Below are 15688 nucleotides of genomic sequence, written 5' to 3'. Positions count from 1 at the left end.
TCCGTCTTGTTGATCTGCGGGGTACGAGGGCTCAGATCGCCTTCGAGACGCGCTGCAGAATGTCGAGATAGCCATTGACGTCCCAGGCGGAGCGGCCGATGAACAGGCCGTCGATGTGCCCCTGGGTGATCAGTTCTTCGCAATTGCCGGGATTGACGCTGCCGCCGTAGAGGACGGGAACGCGCACGCCGAGCGCGCCTTGCGCCACGTCGGCGATCCGCTTATGGCGCTCGTCGGCATAGTCTGATGTTGCCGGAATGCCGTTGACGCCGATGGCCCAGACCGGCTCGTAGGCGAGCAGGATCGTCGCCTTGCGCGCGTCGCCTTCCAGCAGTTCCAGCGCGCCTTCAACCTGCCGCTTCAGGACGGCATCCGCCTCGCCCGCCTCGCGCTCGGCGAGCGTCTCGCCAATGCAGATCAGCGGCACCAGGCCGTGGCGCACCGCCGCTGCCGTCTTCAGGCCCACGGTACGGTCGGTCTCGCCGAAGTGCTCGCGCCGTTCGCTATGGCCAAGCTCGACCACATCGAGGTTGCAGTCCCTCAGCATCACCGGCGAAACCTCGCCGGTCCAGGCGCCGGCGTCGTCCCAATGCATGTTCTGCGCACCGACCTTGACGCCCGTTTGCACGAGCCGTTCCTTGACCTGTCTGACGGCGGTAAAGGGTGGAATGACGAAACGCTGGATGCGCTCGTCGCGCGCTCCGTCCGCTGCGGCCAGCCTCTCGGCAAAGACCATGGCCTCCGCCAGCGTCTTGTTCATCTTCCAGCTTGTGCCCACCCAGAGCTGCGGCTTGTTCATGCTTTCTCCGATGCTTTTCGATTGTCGACCGTCACCAGGGGGATTCCGGCCTCGCGGAGCGTCGCGGCATGCTCATCCGCCACCTCGGCGCCGGTCAGCACCGCATCGAAGGCGTCGAGCCCTGTCAGGAAATGCAGGGCGGAACGCCCGAACTTGTCGTGATCGACCATGAGATATTTGCGCGCCGCCGACTTCACCATCAGCCGCTTGGCCTGCACGACCTCCTGGTCCTGGTGGAAGGCTGCCGTTCCCGCGACTGCGGAGCTGGAGAGGAAGGCGATATCGACGCGCAGCGAGCGCAGCGCCTCTTCGGTGACGATGCCGAAAAAGCCGTTGAACTTCTTGCTGTACTGGCCGCCGAGCGCGATGACGTTGATGCCGGGCGCACCGGACAGACCGGTGATGACGCCGAGGTTGTTGGTGATGACGGTCAGCGGCCTGATGTCCCTGATGCAGCCGGCAATCGCGCCGGCCGTCGAACTGTCGTCGATGAGGATGCTCTGCCCCGGCTCGATCAGGCTCGCCGCATATTCGGCAATGCGGTTCTTCTCGGCGGCGGCAATCTTCTCGCGGTAGCGGAAATCGCTTTCGAACTGCGGGCTCGACTGGATCGAAGCGCCGCCATGCACCTTGCGCAACAGGCCAGCCTGTTCGAGATCGTCGAGGTCGCGATGCACCGTCATCTTGCTGACGCCGAAACGGAGTGACAGATCCTCGACGGACGCCGTGCCGGCCTCCATCAAAACATCCATGATCGCCTGTCGCCTGTCTTCCGGCTTCATCGTCATCCGCCTCGATCCCGATGCCGCGAGAGCGCGACATCACACCTGAGAAGATAACACCTTTATGTTATATTTCAATCTAGCTAATGATACTTTGTGATATTTCAGTGTGATTTTGATGATCGGTTGAACCCGGTATCGATGTAGGGCTCCCAGAACTCCACGGATTCGCGGATCATCTCCACAACGTTGTGGTCGGTCGGTTCCCGCTCGCGGAAGGACAGCTCCAGGCAGATCTCGTTGTCGGTGCCGCCGCCGGCCTTGACCGCATCGATCAGCTTCTCCGGCGTGATGCGGCCATCCCGGTTGTAGGCAGCGGTAAACGGCCAGTGCCCGCCCTTGTTCATCGACGACTGCTTGATGTGGATGATCGGCGAGCGCTCGGGAAATGCGCCCGCCCAGGCATAGGGGTCGATGTCATCGGGGTCGTCGGAGGTGACGTCGCCATGGTCGATATCGACCATCATCTTCATTGGGAGCGGCAACTCCGCCTCGGCGAGCCGCCGGTCGAGCGAGCGGCACTCGGCGATCGTGTGGCCGAACTCGCGCCCGACCGACATCGGTTCCCAGAACACATAGGAAAGACCGGCCGCCTTGCCGTGTTCCGCCACGTCGCGCCAGCAGTCGATGGCGATCTTCATCATCTCCTCGCGCCGGGCCGGGTCGTCATAGTCCCTCAGCGTGAAGATCGCAAACTGCGTGCCCATGCCGGATGCGCCAAGCTCGGCGGAGATATCGGCAAAGGTCTTGAACCAGTCGACATAGTAGCGTCGCACATCCGGGTCGGGGTGGCCGAAGTGGTTGAGCCTGCCATAGGGCCCGGTCATGCCCGAGGTGATCCTGACGCCGGTGCGGCTAAGCGCTGCCCTGAACTGACGGATGGTCTTGGAGATCGTTGCCGCCGGCCAGCCCGGATTGACGAACTCATGCGTCAGCTGCACGTAGCCGATGCGGATCTGCTCCCCGATTGTCTCGATCAGATCATCAGGCTCGGCAAAACGATTGACCAGCGGATTGGTGTTGAGCGACAGCGTGAAAGCCAAGACCGTACTCCTGACTACCAGAGAAATTTCGGGAGGATGAAATCGGGCGTGGCGCCATGCTCGGCAAAGAGTTTTTGCCGCTCCTTGTCGGAGGCATGCTCCAGTATCCCGGTGGTCACCAGCGCCGACTCAAGGCCGGCACTTGCCGCCCCGGCGATATCGTGTTCGATGCTGTCGCCGATTGCGCAGACGCGCGACGGATCGGGATGACCGAGAAAGTCGAGGGCAAAATCGTAGATGTCGGCGAATGGTTTTCCGATCCAGCGCACCGTGCCGCCGAGTTCCTCGTAAAGCTCCGCAATCCGCCCAGCCCCGAAAGCCATTCCGCTCTTGGTCAGCATCACCTTGTCGGGGTTGGTGCAGAGGCACGGCACGCCGCGCCGTGCCGCAGGCGCCAGCAGCGCCTCATAGTGCGACAGCGGCAGGACATCGCCTTCGCTCGCAGCCAGAAGCACGAAGTCCGCATCCGCGCCATCTTCGGTGCGCTCGAGGTCGAGCCCGGTGAGCGGCGACAGATCGCCGTCGCGGCTGACCAGCAGGCACTTTTTCGGAGGCCCGCTTGCCTGCCCGCCTTCCTTTTTCAGGATCTGCCACGCCACTTCGCCCGAGGTCAGGAACCAGTCCCAGCTGCCGGCGACGAAGCCGAGATCGACGAGACGGCGGTCGTTTTCCGCCGAGCGCTTGCCGGAATTCGAGAGAATGATGATGCGCTTGCCCTGATTCTTCAGCCGCACCAGCGTTTCGGCAGCACCAGGATAGGGCCTGCGGCCGTCGCGCAGCACGCCGAACTGGTCGATCAGAAAGGCGTCATAACGATCGGCGATATCGCCGAGGCCTGAGATGACAGTACTCATAACACACCTGCCTGTCTTGCACCGGCAAGCGCCAGCCGCGCCGTGCCGGCTGCGGCCTCTTCCGAACGTACCGTCAGGAACGGCACGCCGAGCTTGCGCGCGCGGATTGCCGACCACGCCGCATTTCTTGCACCGCCACCGACGGTGCGTATGGAACCGAGCTTGGGTCCGCCGAACGATGTCAGCCTGTGATAAGCAAGGCTTTCGATACCGGCGATGCCTTCGAAGATTGCCTTCAGAAACATCGCGTCATCCTCGGGTCGCGGCGTCAGGCGTGGCTCAAGATTCGGATCGGCGATGGGGAAGCGCTCGCCGGGCTTCGTCAGCGGGTAATAGTCGAGCCCGCTATCGACAGCCGGATCGATGCGGGCGGAAAGCTCATCGATGCGCTCTGCGGAAAAATACTCGGCCAGAACAACGCCTCCCGTATTCGATGCGCCGCCCGCCAGCCACATGTCGCCGATCCGGTGGCTGTAGAGGCCATATTCCGGGGCAAACAGCGCCCGGTCGGAAAGCACCTTCACCGTCAACGTCGTGCCGAGTGCGCTGACGCCATCGCCCGGACGATCGGCACCGGTCGCCAGAAACGAGGCACAGCCATCGGTCGTGCCGGCGACTAAAATGACATCCGGCGTCAGGCCGAAGGCTTCGGCTGCGGCCGCCGATATCGTCGCAACCGGCGCACCGGCCGGCAGCACCTCCGGCAGGAGATCGATGCGCGCGCCAGTTCGTGAGATCCACTCCGGCCAGCACCGCGCCACCGGATCGTAGCCGGTCTTCAAGGCATTGTTCTCGTCGGAAACGTCGTAGAGCCCGGTAAAATGCCCGGCGAGCCAATCGGCCTGATGGATGACACGGAAGACATCCGGCACCGATTGGAACAGCAGCACCTTGGCAAGACCGGAGGTTGCCCCGTGGGCGGCACTTTCCTTCGGTGCATGGGCGGCAATTGCGTCCAGCATCGTCCGGTCGGAAACCGGATCGTTGTACATCATCGGCGTGGCAAGCGGCGCACCGTCGGCGGAAACGGGCAGCATCGTGCCCGAGGTTCCGTCGATGCTGATGGCGCGGATCCGTCGACGATCGACCGCCTCGAGCACCTCGCCAAGCGCCGCCCGCACCGCCTTCCACCAGCCGACCGGATCGCGGTGGTCATCGGAAAAAGCGGCGAGCTTGGCCGCACCAGAGGCGACGATCGTGCCGTCAGGCACCATCGCCACGGAGCGCGCGCCCGACGTGCCGATATCGATGCCGACAACAAGGGCGTTCTGATCTCCACTCATTGCAGCGCCTGCCCTGCCCGGTTGAGCTTCTGGCGATATTTCTCCGCGTCCCAGCCGAGCAGTTCGGCGTTCTCGGCATCGCTCAGATAGCGAAGACGCCCATTTGCGGGAATGCGGGCCGTCACGTCGGCAAGGCAGCGCGCCATGGCGAGCGCGCCTGCGGAAATGGTCTTCTCGACCAGTACCCCCTTGCCGGGAAACAGCAGAAGCGGCGGCAGGGTTTCGCCACGTTCATTCCTGGCGGTCTCGATCGAAACGGCGGTTTCGCCCGGCGCGGCGATGACGGACCCCTTGCCGAGGAAGATGACATGGTCGGGATAGAGGCTGCCGCCGGCAGCAATCCGGCTGCTTTCGAGGTCGGTTGCGACCGCATGCAGTCGTGCGTCGTCGGGCAGGCAATAGCCACTGTCGACCGCAAGGCGGGACAGTGCCGCGAGATCGGCTGATGGCGCCGCCCGTCGCTGCGTCGTCAACCGGCGGGAGACCTCGGTCAGAAGGATTGCCGCATCGGCGACGGTCTCGGCGGCAACTGCAAGGCCGTGATTGCCGAGGATCAGCACCGACGTCTTCTCCTGCAGCCGCTCGGCGATCGCCTTGGCAAGCGGCAGCCCCGGCCGCGCATAGGGTACGAAGACATGCGGGATACCCGTCAGGCGTTCGGCAGCGATGGCCGCACCGATCGTCTGCACGGCGGTCGCGATGGTTTCGACGCAATGGACATGGATCACCACCTTCTGCGGCATCAGCGCATGTACCGTCGTCTCGATCGACGGCCTGAGGCCGGAAGGGTTCATTTCGGAGATGACGAAGTCCTGGGCTTTCTCGGCCGCGGGATCCATGCGATCCAACGCTTCGAGCAATGGGTCGAGCGCCACCGGCACCATGACGTCGCGCTGGCGCGCATGGGCAAGCCAGAGGCCGGAGGCCTTGATCCAGAGCGTGCCGACCTCCTTGATCGACGTGTTTCCGCCCGCCCCCTGCACCAGCAGCGGGTCGGCGCCGACCCGCGCCGAGATATCAAGCAAGGCCTCCAATTCCAGACTGCGCATTCCCACTCTCCTTCAGGCCGCCACTTGCTGGCGTTCCAGCCAGCCGGCGAAAGCCAGCCTCTCGGCCTGTGTCATGTGCAGGCCGTGTTTCGTCCGCCGTTCCAGTAGGTCTTCAGCCGTCGACGCCCATTCGTTGTCGATCAGGAAGCGCGCCTCGCGCTCGCGAAACAGCGGGCTGAAGACAGCGCCGAGGTCTTCGAGCGATTTGGCATTGCCGATCAGATCGTGCGTGCGCGTGCCGTAGAGCCGCGCGTAATGCTTGGCGAGGTCGGCCGTCAGCCAGCGATAGCGCGCCTTGAGATCCCCAAGAAACTGCTCGAAATCGGCATTGGCCATGTCGCCACCCGGCAAATGCGCCTTGGCGGTCCAGGCCGCACCCATCTCAGGGAAGAACGGTTTCAGCCGCTCGAGCGCATGTTCCGACAGCTTGCGGAAGGTGGTGATCTTGCCGCCGAAGACGGAGAGAAGCGGCGCCTGGCCGTTGGCCGCATCGACCTCGAAGATATAGTCGCGCGTCACCGCCGACGGGTTTTCGGCATTGTCGTCATAGAGCGGACGCACGCCGGAGAAGGAGTGGACGATATCGTCTTCGGTCAGTTGCTGCTTGAAGTAGCGGTTCACCGATTTCAAGAGATAGGCGATCTCGTTGCCATCGGCGGATACGTCCTCGGGCCGCCCCTCATAGGGGATATCCGTCGTGCCGATCAGCGCCAGGTCGTTCTGGTAGGGGTTGATGAAGATCACCCGCTTGTCCGGGTTCTGCACCAGATAGGCCTGCCGCCCCTCCCAGAATTTCGGCACGACGATATGGCTGCCCTTGACCAGTCGCACACTGCGGCTGGAATTGAGCCCGGCGATCCGGCCGATGACATCGTTGACCCATGGCCCCGCTGTATTGACCACGCAGCGCGCCTTGACCTCGGATTTCACGCCGGTGCGCAGATCCGTCATCTCCACCTGCCAGAGGCCGTCGACGCGACGAATGGCGCTGCAGGCGGTGCGGGTCAAGACGCGCGCGCCCTTCTTCTGCGCATCGAGTGCATTGAGCACAACGAGCCGGGCGTCATCGACCCAACAGTCGGAATATTCGAAGGCCTTGCGATAGTCCCGCTTGATCGGCGCACCCTCAGGCGCAGTGCTGAGATCAAGGCTGCGGGTGCCTGGCAGACGCTTGCGGCCGCCGAGGTGGTCGTAGAGGAACAGTCCGAGCCGCACGAGCCAGGCGGGCCTGTCGGCCGGATTGTGCGGCAGCACGAACCGCATCGGCCAGATGATGTGCGGCGCGGATGAGAGCAGCACCTCACGCTCGATCAACGCCTCGCGCACCAGCCGGAACTCGTAATATTCGAGATAGCGCAGCCCGCCATGCACCAGCTTGCCCGAGCGCGAGCTTGTGCCTTGCGCCAGATCGTCCTTCTCGCACAAGAGGACCGAGAGCCCTCGCCCGGCCGCATCGCGCGCGATCCCCGCACCGTTGACGCCGCCGCCGACGACAAAAAGATCATATATTCCGGTCTCGGAACCCACGTTCTTGCCTCCCGTCATCAGCACGGATTGACCGGCGGCAGGCCGGCGATGTAGCGGCGCACCTCTTCGGCAGCCATCTCGGCGGCGTAGGTGACGGTGCGAACAGAAGCGCCGGCGATATGCGGCGTCAGTGTCACGTTCGGAAGCTGGAGCAGTGGCCAGTCCTCCGGCACCGGTTCGACAGAGAAGGTCTCGAGCATGGCCGCCGACAGGTGGCCGCTCACAAGGTTCTCATAGAGCGCGTGGTAGTCGCAGAGCGGCCCGCGCGCCGTGTTGACGAAGATTGCACCGGGTTTCATGTTCGCGAAGGTCTCGGCATTCATCATGTTCCGGGTTTCCTCGGTGACGCGCGGGTGCAGCGTCACAAGGTCGGAGCGCGACAGGAGGTCGTCGAGCGCCACATGCTCGACGCCGGCGTTGAGATCGTCGGCGCTCAGCTGCACATAGGGGTCATGCACCAGAACCTTTGTGCCGAAGGCCCGCAGCAGCCGCACCACCTTGGTGCCGATGTTGCCGTAGCCGATGACGCCGACGGTCATTTCCGAAAGCTCACGGCCGGTGCGGTCGGCGCGGTAGAGGTCGCCGCGCCACTCGCCCTTGCGTAGCGCCTCGTGGCCGGTGCGGATCAACCGCGTCTCGGCGAGGATGGCGCCGAGCGTGAACTCGGCAACGGCGCTGGCATTGCGGCCGGGCGTATTGACGACGCTGATACCGGCGTCGCGTGCCGCCGACATGTCGATATTGACGGGCCCGCCACGCGAGACGGCAACGAGCTTCAGCCCGGGAAGCGACGTCAGCATGCCGCGCGAGAGCGGCGCAAGCTGCGTCACCAGGATTTCCGCGTCGCCGATGAATTCGACGATATCGTCCGCCTTCCCCAGATATTCCTTGAGACCGTCCATGCCTTCGACGGCGTAACCATGCTCCATCGGCACATCCGGCCAGGGCAGCTCGAGGGTGCGGATCTCATGGCCGTCGCCGCTTGCTTCGACGATCTTGTCGCGAAACACGTCCGGCAGCATGAACCGGTCGCCGATGATGGCTATCTTTTTCATTTCAGTTCTTCCTGTTGTGATCCCGAGGCAGCATCCTGGGAAAGTGCGTGCCACACGGGTCGAAGCGCGATGCGCGACTGCTGGTAGGAGGGGAAGAGGCCGTCGTAACGGCGCGCAAGCGCCGCGTCGGCGGGCTCGGCAGCGCGCTGATGCGGCGACACCCAGTCACGCACGCATTCTGCCATCGAGGGGTAGATACCGAGGGAGACGGCCGCGATCATGGCTGCTCCTGCCGCCCCCGCCTCCTCGCGCTCGCTGGTCTGGACACTGGCCCCGAGCGCACCACCAAGAATGCGCCGAAGCGAGGCGCTACGTGCGGCACCGCCGGTCAGCCGGATGCGGCCCGGAAGCGGCCCCATCTCGGCGTAGCAATCGCGCGCGGCCATGGCGAGCCCGTCGAACACCGCCTTCACCATGTCGCCGAAGCCGTGGGTGATCGAAAGCCCGACGAAGGAAGCGCGCGCCGAAGCGTCGACGAAGGGCCCGCGCTCGCCCGCATCCGAAATATAGGGCTGGAACAGGAGCGACGTATCCTTGGCCTCCGCCAACCAGCCGTCGACATGGGACAGAAGCTCGCCCTTGGTCTTTTCGACGCCCATGCCTTTCAAGAGGCCGCCGGCGACCGACAGGATCCAGTCGATGTTGAGCGTTGCCGCCATGTTCGACTGCATCTGCGCATAGGTGTCCGTGATCGGCATGCACATGGTGTAGCCGGTGAGATCACGGTTGAGCCGCACGTCGTCGGCGCTCGTGGCAAGGCGCATGTGCATGCCGGTCGAGCCGATGATCGAGCAGCCGGTGTCGGTGCCTGGATCGTAGAGCCCGGCGCCAAGTGCCGTGCAGACGACATCGACATAGCCGAGCACCACCGGTGTGCCCGTGGGAAGACCGGTGGCGCCGGCTGCCTCCGACGAAAGCAGGTGGTGCGACGTTGCCCCGTCGACGATCTCTGGCAGGAAATGCTTGAGCTTCTGAAGGCCGAGAAAACGGATGACGTCGTCGTTGTAGCTGCGGGTGCGGAAGTTGCCGAAGGTGAAGTTGGCTTCGGAGGGATCCGTGGCACGCATTTGCGTCAGCTTGAAGTAGAGCCAGTCCTTGCAGTGAAACGTGGTTGCAACACCGGACAGCATTTCCGGCGCGTTGTCGCTCATCCAGCGCAGCTGCGCGCCTTGCTGGCACGCGGCAAGCCCGGAGCCGGTGCTGGCGAAACGCTCGACATCGCCGCTGTCGCCACGTAGGCGCTCCACCGTGTCGCCAGCACGCGCGTCGAGCCAGAGCCAGCCTTTACCGATGGGATCGCCCGCTCTGTCGATCATCCAGGTGCCGTCGCCCTGCCCGGTCACCGCGATCGCCGCAACACGGCCAGCGAGGTTCTCGACCCTGGCCGAAAGCTCGGTCAAGGTGGTGACCGTGTCGGTCCAGGTGCGATTGAGGTCCTGCACGCTGCCGGTCCTGCCGACCGCCTCGTACGTGTTCGGCACCGATGCCATGGCAAGCTGCCGCCCACCAAGGTCGAAGGCCACCGACTTGATGACCGACGTTCCCGCATCGATGCCGATGAGGATGTCGCGCATCAGGCAAGCTCCACGCCGTGGCTGATCGCCTTGCCGCTGTCACCGTCGAACACATGCAGGCTCGACGGATCGAGGTGGATGCCGATCGGCTGGCCGACGGCAAGTTCGGTGCGGTCATGCTCGACCAGCACCATGGTGCCGCCGGCAAAGTCTGCCGCGATATGCGTCTGGTCACCGAGCCATTGGTTGACCGCCACACGTCCGGAAACTCCGTCGGCGCTGCGGCGCACCGCATATGGCCGGATCCCGAGCACCACCTTCTGCCGCTTCATCAGCGCGTCGCGCACGGCATGGGAGAAATCCGACGCCGGATATTCCAGCCGCACGCCGTCCCTGAGGCCGAAGGCGACCTTGGCGTCCGAACCGGTGACACTCGCCTCGAACACGTTCATCGGCGGCTCACCGACGAAGGTGCCGGTGAAGAGGTTCGCCGGACGCTCCTTGATCTTCTGCGGCGTATCGAACTGCTGCAGCACGCCGCCTTCCATCACCGCGATGCGATCGGCAAGGGCATTGGCTTCTGTCTGGTCGTGGGTGACGAGGATCGCCGTCAGTCCGCGTTCCTTGATGTAGTGCTTGATGCGGCCGCGCAGCACGGCGCGCAGCTGCGGCTCGAGCTGGCCCATCGGCTCGTCGAGCAGGTGCAGGTTGGCATCACGGATCAGCGCCCGCCCCAGCGAGGCGCGCTGCTGCTGGCCGCCGGAGATCGAGCTCGGATAACGCCCGAGAATATCCTCGATCTCGAGCAGCTTGGCGATACCAGCCACCTTCTCGTCGACGACGCTCTGCGACAGCTTGGACGCCTTGAGCGCAAAGGCGATGTTCTCGCGCACCGTCAGCGGCGGATAGAGCGAATAGCCCTCAAACGCCATGGCGACGTTGCGGCGCACCGGCGCAAACGTCTGGACTTCGCGTCCGCCAAGCGAGATCGTGCCGCGCGACACCGCCTCGAAACCGGCGATCATGCGCAGCGTCGAGGTCTTGCCGCAGCCGGACGAGCCAAGCAGCGCGATGATCTCGCCCTTCCGGACGTCCATGTTGAGCTTCTTGACGGCGTGGACGCCGTAATCGACCGGACCATAGAACTTATCGACGTCCCTGATCAAAAGAGCGGTGTCGTTCATGCCGCTTCTCCATTGCGCTTGGATGCGATGTCGGCGCGCGGCAGAAGCCGGCCGCTCGCCTTGTCGAAGAGGAAGGCGTGGGCACCGTTGACGGCGATATGGGCCGGTCCTGCCACCGGTCCAGGCGTTCCGGCCGGACGCGACACGAGGATTTCACGGCCGCGCGCGGTCATCGCCAGCGTCACGGTCTTCTCGTTGAGCGGCGTTTCCGCCTCCACCGTCACCGGGATGGCGCCCGGCGCCGATGCTTGGACAAAGACGATGCTTTCCGGGCGCAGACCGAGAACACAAGGTTTGCCCGAGACATCGCCGTCATAATCGGCAAGCCGCACCCGGACGTTGGAGAGTTCGACGAAGACACCGTCACCGCTCTTCTGCGGCGCCACGTCCAAAAGATTGATCGTCGGATCGCCGAAGAGCCGCGCGATCTCGATGTCGGCGGGTGCGTTGTAGATTTCCTGCGGCGTACCGATCTGGCGGATGCGCCCCTGCGACATCACCGCGATCCGGTCGCCGAGCGCCATCGCTTCCTTGTAGTCCTGGGTCACGTAGACGACGGTAGCACCTTCTGCTGCCAAAAGGCGCGGCAGTTCCAGCCGCATCTCGAAGCGGAGTTTCGCGTCGACATTGCGCAACGGGTCGTCGAGCAAAAGCAGCGGCGGCGAGCCGACCAGCGCGCGGGCCAATGCCGTGCGCTGCTTCTGGCCGTTGGAAAGCGCCTTCGGGTGATGGCTCAGTACATGGTCGATCTTCAGGAGCTTGGCGACCTTTTGCACGCCCGCGGTGATCGCATCCTTCGACGACCGCGTCGCCGTCAGCGGGCTGGCGATATTGTCGAAGGCGCTCATGTGGGGAAAGAGCGCGAAGTTCTGGAAGGCCATGCCGACACCGCGGTGTTCGGCATCGACATCGGTCATGTCCTCGCCGCCGATCAGCACCCTGCCCTCGTCGGGCTCGATGACGCCGGCGACAAGGCGCAGCAGCACCGTCTTGCCGGCGCCGGACGGGCCGAAGAGCACCAGGCGTTCGCCATTGGCGACATCGAGCGACAGGTCGTCGAGAACCGTCTGGCTCTTGTAGCGCTTGACGATGTTTTTTAGGTGAAGCGTCGTCATGTCTTACCCTTTCACCGCGCCAAGCGACAAACCTTCGACGAGGTAACGCTGGGCGTAGAGTGCGAGCGCGAGCGTCGGCGTGACCGAGAGAACGATGGCCGAGGCTATCTGCCCGTATTGGATGCCTGAGGATGTGACGAAGGCAAGTGCGCCCACGGTCACCGGCTGCTTGTCGGCGGAGGCCAGCACCAGCGCGAAGACGAAATTGTTCCAGGCGAAGATGAAGGCGAGCAGGCCGGCGGCAGCGATACCGGGACCGGCGAGCGGCAGGGCGATCTTGCGGAAGGTCGCAAACCAGGAATGGCCGGCGATGCGGTAGGCATATTCGACGTCGGCCGAGATATCCTCGAAGTAACCACGCACGATCCACAGGATCAGTGGCAGGCAGATCAGCTGGTAGACCCAGATCAGGCCGAAATAGGTGTTGGAAAGGCCGAGCCACTGGAAATATTGGGTCAGCGGCAGCAGCACCAGCAGCGGTGGCGCGAAGCGGAACGACAGCAGCGTGAACGCGATGTCTTCCGAACCCCTGAACTTGTGCCGGGCAAAGGCGTAGGCCGCGGGAACGCCGAGCACCAGCGCCACCGCAACGGAAGCGACCGACAGGAAGATCGAGTTGCCGAGGTTGCGCATGAAGGCGATGTCGAGCGTACCGGCGGCCGTCTGCAACTTGCCGGTGATCAGCGCCGCATAGTTGGATAGTGTCGGCGAGAACACGATCGATGGCGGAATGGTCAGGATCGTCTCGTTCGTCTGGAACGACATCAGGAAGATCCAGAAGATCGGGAACATGAAGAAGACAACGACGAGCGTCAGGGCGACAGCGCGCAGGACCCGTTCGATGGGAGACGTGGTTTCCATGTGAACCTCCTTACGCTTCGCCGCGGGCGCGTTCGCGCAGGCGCAGCCAGTTCTTGATGAAGACGTTGGAGAGCGTGTAGGTGATCGCCCACAGGATGATCAAAAGCGCTGCCGAACGGCCGACATTGGTCGACTGGAAGAAGTTGAGATAGGCCTCGACCTGAAAGACGGTCAGCGTGTTGCCGGGGCCGCCTTGCGTCATCGCATAGATGATGTCGAACTGCTGGATACTGTCGAGCAACCGGAACAGCGTCGCCGTCAGGATATAGGGCGTCAGCATCGGCAGGGTGATGCGGAAAAAGACGAAGCTTCGCGGCACGCCGTCAAGCGCCGCCGCCTCGAAAGGCTGGGTCGGCAGCGACCGAAGGCCGGCCAGAAGCAGGATCATGATGAAGGGCGTATAGACCCAGATATCGACGAGGATGACGGTCAGGAGTGCCGTGTCGGGCGAAGAGGCCCAGCGGAAGTCATGCAGGCCGATCAGGCTTGCGAGGTAGCTGAGGATGCCGAAACTCGGATTGGTCATCAGCTTCCACATCAAAGCGGCGAGCGCCGGCGCAATCATCAGCGGCAACAGCAGCATGATCGAGATGAAGTTGTTGATCGTTGAGCGGCGCTGCAGCAACAATGCGATGCCGAGACCGAGCAGCAGTTCCAGCGTCACGGTGATCCCGGCATAGAGCAGCGACACCTTCAGCGTGTTCCAGAAGGCCGGATCGGTGACGAAGTTCAGGTAGTTTTCGCCCCAGTTGAACTGACGCGCCCAGGGCTGGCTCAACCTATAACGCTGGAACGAATAGATAACCGCCGTGAAGAAGGGGATGAGAATGCCGATGCACACGAGCAGCGCCGGCAGGCTCAGCACATAGGGAAGCATCTTCCTGCTGATCCTGAAACCTGACGCCGGTTTGCGGAGTGTTGCTGTTGAAGCCATGTGGAGCTCCGTTCTCTAAAGTCTTGAAGAAAGCACGCGGCACGCGAGGTCGAGCCCCGCGCCAGTCCACCGGCATCTCAGGTTGGTTTGGGCGGCCTTAAGCCGATCTCGCGGGATGCCCGGCGCCGAATGCGCCGGGCATCGCTTGGGAGGCGTATCAGCCGAGACCAGCTTCCTTCAGCTGGCGATCGATGCTTTCGACGAGCTGGTCGAGACCTTCATCGACCGGTACCTGCTTGGCGACCATCTTCTGCAGCGTCGCCGCCCATTCGGTGGTGACGTCGAAGAACAGCGGCTGCGGCGTGAACTTGATCGAGGCGCCGGCGGCCGAAGCGTCGAACATTTCGACATAGCCCGGATACTTGCCGTTCAGCTTCTCGCGGAACATCTCGTCCTTCCAGATCGACTGGCGAACGGGATCGACGAAGTCCATCTTGGTGGCGCCGAACAGCGCGTGCTCCGGACCCGACGCCCACTGCAGGAAGTACCAGGTGGCGTCCTTGTCCTTGGAGAAATTGGACATGGCGAGCGACCAGATCCAGATGTTTGGCGTCGAGGCCGTGGCTTCCGGGTTGGCGGCAAAGGCGGCGTAGCCGAGCTTGCCGGCCATCTTGTTGTCGCCGCCGTTCATGAAGTAACCAAGGCAATCGGCGTCGAAGATCATCGCCGATGCGCCGGCACCGAGATCGGCGCCGACCTGATACCAGGTATAGGTCGACCAGTCCTTCGGGCCGCTTTCCTGGATCATCTGCACGAACTTGGTGTGATAGGCCTTGGACTCGGCCGTATTCATCGCTGCCGACAGCTTACCGTCGGCTGAAACGTTCAAGTCCTTCTGGTTGAAGTTGGCGTAACCGGACAGGAAGCCCGGATGGATCGTCGCCCAGGAGCGCGAACCTCTGACGCCGATGCCGTAGATGCCGCCGATGTCCTTCTGCAGCTTGGCCGCGACCGCGATCATGTCGTCGAGGTTCTTCGGCAGCTCGACGCCGGCCTTGTCGAACATCTCGCGGTTATAGGTGATGTTGTTCTGTTCGAACGCCCACGGAATGCACCATTGCTTGGCGTCTTCCGAACCGAGCGCCCCGCCCGGCTGACCGTTCCAGGCGCAGGAGTTCTTCACGCCGGCGAGGAAATCGTCCCAGTTGTAGTTCGGGTTGGTCTTGGTCGGATCCTTGATCCATTCGTTGAGGTCGGCGATCCAGCCGGCCGGACCATAGGTCCAGGTCATGTAGGCGCCGGTCATGAAGGCGTCGTATTCGGACGAGCCCGACGAAAGCGCTGCCGTCACCTTGTCGAAATAGACGTCCTCCGGGAACACGTCATAGGTGACTTCGATACCGGTCAGATCCTTGAAGGCCTGAAGGTTGGCAATCATCGCGTCAGCATAGGGATGCTTGTTCAGAAGCAGCTTCAACGACTTTCCGGAATGCGCCTTCCAGTCGAAATCGGCGGCCAGCGCCTGGGTCGACATCATGTTGAAGAGCGTGCCGGCCGAACCGGCCGCAATCCCGGCAGCGCCGAGACCCTTGAGCATGCCGCGACGATCTACCTCTCCGCGCAGAAACGCGCTGATGAGGTCTTTCTCCTTCTCGTACATAAGTCTTCTCCTCCGTTGCGGGTATGATTGCATCATGCGATCACCGGCTACCCGACCGGTATTCCTCCCCCGAGGCGTTAGAGCGACA

General features: G+C 63.4%; 14 protein-coding genes. All 14 read right to left on the bottom strand.

Annotated elements, in window-relative coordinates; genetic code table 11:
- Window positions 1-31: 31 nt before the first annotated feature.
- Window positions 32-799: a triose-phosphate isomerase gene (locus tag ASD02_RS13100; protein WP_025427778.1), complete on the bottom strand. Its 768-nt coding sequence runs from the start codon at window positions 797-799 to the stop codon at window positions 32-34.
- Window positions 796-1581: a DeoR/GlpR family DNA-binding transcription regulator gene (locus tag ASD02_RS13095; RefSeq protein WP_025427779.1), complete on the bottom strand. Its 786-nt coding sequence runs from the start codon at window positions 1579-1581 to the stop codon at window positions 796-798. The genes ASD02_RS13100 and ASD02_RS13095 overlap by 4 nt, the downstream gene beginning before the upstream one ends.
- A gap of 104 nt (window positions 1582-1685) precedes the next feature.
- The gene (locus ASD02_RS13090) at window positions 1686-2624 is read right to left on the bottom strand and encodes a TIM barrel protein (RefSeq protein ID WP_025427780.1); all 939 of its coding nucleotides are present in this window, start codon (window positions 2622-2624) and stop codon (window positions 1686-1688) included.
- A 14-nt stretch (window positions 2625-2638) separates the two neighbouring features.
- Window positions 2639-3478, bottom strand: a complete 840-nt coding sequence (locus ASD02_RS13085) for a TIGR01459 family HAD-type hydrolase (RefSeq protein WP_025427781.1) — start codon at window positions 3476-3478, stop codon at window positions 2639-2641.
- Window positions 3475-4761: an FGGY-family carbohydrate kinase gene (locus tag ASD02_RS13080; protein ID WP_025427782.1), complete on the bottom strand. Its 1287-nt coding sequence runs from the start codon at window positions 4759-4761 to the stop codon at window positions 3475-3477. Before ASD02_RS13080 ends, ASD02_RS13085 begins: the two co-directional genes overlap by 4 nt.
- A complete protein-coding gene (locus ASD02_RS13075) occupies window positions 4758-5810 on the bottom strand; it encodes a class II aldolase/adducin family protein (RefSeq protein WP_057220755.1) in 1053 nt (350 codons plus the stop codon). Before ASD02_RS13075 ends, ASD02_RS13080 begins: the two co-directional genes overlap by 4 nt.
- A 12-nt stretch (window positions 5811-5822) precedes the next feature.
- Window positions 5823-7355, bottom strand: coding sequence for a glycerol-3-phosphate dehydrogenase (locus tag ASD02_RS13070; RefSeq protein WP_038576262.1), 1533 nt, complete (start codon window positions 7353-7355; stop codon window positions 5823-5825).
- Entirely contained in the window at window positions 7355-8392 is a 1038-nt protein-coding gene (locus tag ASD02_RS13065; RefSeq protein WP_025427785.1) for a 2-hydroxyacid dehydrogenase, read from the bottom strand. Before ASD02_RS13065 ends, ASD02_RS13070 begins: the two co-directional genes overlap by 1 nt.
- Window positions 8389-9966 (bottom strand): FGGY-family carbohydrate kinase, encoded by a 1578-nt coding sequence (locus ASD02_RS13060; protein ID WP_025427786.1) that lies wholly within the window; start codon window positions 9964-9966, stop codon window positions 8389-8391. Before ASD02_RS13060 ends, ASD02_RS13065 begins: the two co-directional genes overlap by 4 nt.
- Window positions 9966-11090, bottom strand: a complete 1125-nt coding sequence (locus tag ASD02_RS13055; RefSeq protein ID WP_057211106.1) for an ABC transporter ATP-binding protein — start codon at window positions 11088-11090, stop codon at window positions 9966-9968. The genes ASD02_RS13060 and ASD02_RS13055 overlap by 1 nt, the downstream gene beginning before the upstream one ends.
- Window positions 11087-12205 (bottom strand): ABC transporter ATP-binding protein, encoded by a 1119-nt coding sequence (locus tag ASD02_RS13050; protein ID WP_057211104.1) that lies wholly within the window; start codon window positions 12203-12205, stop codon window positions 11087-11089. Before ASD02_RS13050 ends, ASD02_RS13055 begins: the two co-directional genes overlap by 4 nt.
- 3 nt (window positions 12206-12208) lie before the next feature.
- Complete coding sequence (locus ASD02_RS13045; protein WP_025427789.1) at window positions 12209-13066, bottom strand: carbohydrate ABC transporter permease; 858 nt, start codon at window positions 13064-13066, stop codon at window positions 12209-12211.
- Window positions 13067-13076: 10 nt separating this feature from the next.
- Window positions 13077-14000 (bottom strand): sugar ABC transporter permease, encoded by a 924-nt coding sequence (locus ASD02_RS13040; protein WP_025427790.1) that lies wholly within the window; start codon window positions 13998-14000, stop codon window positions 13077-13079.
- A gap of 157 nt (window positions 14001-14157) precedes the next feature.
- Complete coding sequence (locus ASD02_RS13035; RefSeq protein ID WP_025427791.1) at window positions 14158-15600, bottom strand: extracellular solute-binding protein; 1443 nt, start codon at window positions 15598-15600, stop codon at window positions 14158-14160.
- Window positions 15601-15688 lie beyond the last annotated feature (88 nt).

Origin of the sequence: Ensifer sp. Root1252 (assembly GCF_001425885.1) — a bacterium.
Taxonomy (GTDB): domain Bacteria; phylum Pseudomonadota; class Alphaproteobacteria; order Rhizobiales; family Rhizobiaceae; genus Ensifer; species Ensifer canadensis.
The sequence above is the reverse complement of the archived record's forward strand: the minus strand, read 5'-3'. Positions and strand labels throughout refer to the sequence as shown.

Bases quoted from the DNA above. Each gene is read 5' to 3' on its own strand.
- ASD02_RS13100 (WP_025427778.1), bottom strand. From the start codon at position 799: ATGAACAAGCCGCAGCTCTGGGTGGGCACAAGCTGGAAGATGAACAAG.
- ASD02_RS13095 (WP_025427779.1), bottom strand. From the start codon at position 1,581: ATGAAGCCGGAAGACAGGCGACAGGCGATCATGGATGTTTTGATGGAG.
- ASD02_RS13085 (WP_025427781.1), bottom strand. From the start codon at position 3,478: ATGAGTACTGTCATCTCAGGCCTCGGCGATATCGCCGATCGTTATGAC.
- ASD02_RS13080 (WP_025427782.1), bottom strand. From the start codon at position 4,761: ATGAGTGGAGATCAGAACGCCCTTGTTGTCGGCATCGATATCGGCACG.
- ASD02_RS13075 (WP_057220755.1), bottom strand. From the start codon at position 5,810: ATGCGCAGTCTGGAATTGGAGGCCTTGCTTGATATCTCGGCGCGGGTC.
- ASD02_RS13070 (WP_038576262.1), bottom strand. From the start codon at position 7,355: ATGACGGGAGGCAAGAACGTGGGTTCCGAGACCGGAATATATGATCTT.
- ASD02_RS13065 (WP_025427785.1), bottom strand. From the start codon at position 8,392: ATGAAAAAGATAGCCATCATCGGCGACCGGTTCATGCTGCCGGACGTG.
- ASD02_RS13060 (WP_025427786.1), bottom strand. From the start codon at position 9,966: ATGCGCGACATCCTCATCGGCATCGATGCGGGAACGTCGGTCATCAAG.
- ASD02_RS13055 (WP_057211106.1), bottom strand. From the start codon at position 11,090: ATGAACGACACCGCTCTTTTGATCAGGGACGTCGATAAGTTCTATGGT.
- ASD02_RS13050 (WP_057211104.1), bottom strand. From the start codon at position 12,205: ATGACGACGCTTCACCTAAAAAACATCGTCAAGCGCTACAAGAGCCAG.
- ASD02_RS13045 (WP_025427789.1), bottom strand. From the start codon at position 13,066: ATGGAAACCACGTCTCCCATCGAACGGGTCCTGCGCGCTGTCGCCCTG.
- ASD02_RS13040 (WP_025427790.1), bottom strand. From the start codon at position 14,000: ATGGCTTCAACAGCAACACTCCGCAAACCGGCGTCAGGTTTCAGGATC.
- ASD02_RS13035 (WP_025427791.1), bottom strand. From the start codon at position 15,600: ATGTACGAGAAGGAGAAAGACCTCATCAGCGCGTTTCTGCGCGGAGAG.